This is a genomic window from Spirochaetia bacterium 38H-sp (genome assembly GCA_039023545.1).
Classification (GTDB): domain Bacteria; phylum Spirochaetota; class Spirochaetia; order Winmispirales; family Winmispiraceae; genus Rarispira; species Rarispira pelagica.
In genome coordinates this window covers 1-1,838 of the sequence record JBCHKQ010000014.1, presented here as the reverse complement: position 1 = coordinate 1,838, position 1,838 = coordinate 1, and the positions used below count along the sequence as shown (strand labels likewise).

The window sequence follows — 1,838 nt, the reverse complement described above, 5'->3', positions numbered from 1 at the left end:
AGTCTCCCCAAGCCTGCTGTACTTTACCGCTCTCTCTCCATCCGCTCCGTACACATAATTTACCGTCAAATCCCCCTCTATGCTCGCCTTAAGCCGGTTCTCCTCATCCCACTCATAACGCCTCTCCCATACTTCCCTTCTCTAAAAACAGTCCTCAACAGTATAACACAATCTTTTAATACTCTGCTTCAGAAATTTTAAGACTTTATACCGAACGTCGCAGCCGCAGCCTATGTGGCACAACACAGCAAGCAGGCTGCGGCCGCTCCTGCCTCCGGCAAATATGGGGCAAAGGCAGGCACACCGTATCTGACAGCTACTTTTTTACTATCAAATTACTAACTCGATTTTACACTATCTCGATAACCGCGGGGAAATTTGCTGTCTCTATTCGCCGCCAACATCTGGATAATATCCTCTAAAAGTGTATACTCTGTTTCGTAGGCCATCGGGTTCCCATTGCGGTTTGTTAATCACTCACCAGTTGAGCCCGATCGCCCTGCTTTTTCAACCCAATTTACAGAAAAAATTGTACACTAACTTCCAGATCCGTGCACGAAAGCACCAGAAGGAACTACAACAGGGGGAGGTGACCACCCCCAGGGAGGATATCCACATGTCCACAGGATGCACAAAGAAAGAGAAAAAGAAGCAAAAAGAGAAAGAAAACACTACTACTACGGGTTAGAATTTATGATGAGGCATCAAGTACTCAGGGTTAGATTTTTGGATGAGGCAATACGGAGCCTAGAAATTTCTACTAAGCATATTCTTTTAAGCAGATCAGGAAAATTCAGGAGTAATCTATGGGTGATATGATTCTTGTAATATTTTGTAAGTCTTTCTGTCGAGACTAAACCTACCAATACCACCTAAAACTGGGCCTTTTACTGTTATATCAACTAATATTTGATTCAATTCTACCTTTACAGAAAATTCATAGTTATTTAATATTTTTTCCGCCGTTGTCATAACACAATACCTATCAAAAGCTACTTCAATAGCTTGCACTACTTCACCATCAATTGTATAGACATCTCCAGGCATGGGTCCTCCCAATAAAGCAATACATATCGGAAAGAAAAATACAAATGCAATAATTAATATCTTCTTCACTTCAATCCTCCTATCATCAAGGCACAGTGACAGTTGACTTAGACCCCACAATATATTTAAGTATCACAAGATCCGGGCGAACAAGGTATCCATTGATCCCATAGTAATCAGCATAAGGTATATCACCATTCCTCGTTCCTGAAACTGTTGTAACATTAGAAAACTGATAATCCAAAAACCCTGTAGTTGAAGCACCATGAGAATGTATAAAAGCTACTACTTTTGAACGATCTGTCGGCCAACTTGGAGATACCGTATTAACGGTTCCAACTACCGGATTAGTATATGAGTACTTAATACTTCCATCAGGTGTTTTTACGGTGTAAATAGTAGAACCATATTCAACATCTGCTGAAATCGAAGCACCCATATATGAAGCTGACCAAGCCTTTGCCGCTTCATCTTCACTAGAAAACACTCTGGCATTTACTATATCACCTACCTTTAAATTCTTGGCTTGCTCTTCAGTGTAGCCATAATTTACCCAATTTTTCCCATCCCCTGTAGTCAATTTTGCCAGGCTATATAAAGTATCTCCGGTCTCTACTGTATATGTTCCATCCCCGTTATCAATCCACATCCCCGTGGGATCCACATACTTAACCGGATTATTCCCCGCATAGTGGTACAGCTGGAAGTTTACCAGGTTGTACACACCGCCCTGCCCGGGGAGGCTCTGGTTGTGCTTGCGCGCCTCATCACTTACAGGAGCCTGCGGTATG

4 protein-coding genes are annotated in these 1,838 nt (G+C 42.2%); 2 read left to right on the top strand and 2 right to left on the bottom strand.

Translation table 11 applies throughout. From position 1 onward, the window contains the following. Nucleotides 1-201, top strand: a 201-nt coding sequence (locus WKV44_10535) for a hypothetical protein (GenBank protein MEM5948972.1), incomplete at its 5' end; no start/stop codon positions are given. Nucleotides 202-627: 426 nt separating this feature from the next. Beyond that, nucleotides 628-819 (top strand): hypothetical protein, encoded by a 192-nt coding sequence (locus tag WKV44_10530; GenBank protein ID MEM5948971.1) that lies wholly within the window; start codon nucleotides 628-630, stop codon nucleotides 817-819. Here the strand turns inward: WKV44_10530 and WKV44_10525 are convergent. Further along, on the bottom strand, nucleotides 805-1,116 hold the full coding sequence (locus tag WKV44_10525; GenBank protein ID MEM5948970.1) for a hypothetical protein: 312 nt from the start codon (nucleotides 1,114-1,116) through the stop codon (nucleotides 805-807). The two genes, WKV44_10530 and WKV44_10525, sit on opposite strands and share 15 nt — an antisense overlap. A gap of 16 nt (nucleotides 1,117-1,132) precedes the next feature. Then, on the bottom strand, nucleotides 1,133-1,838 hold a 706-nt coding region (locus tag WKV44_10520; GenBank protein ID MEM5948969.1), incomplete at its 5' end, for a DUF4329 domain-containing protein.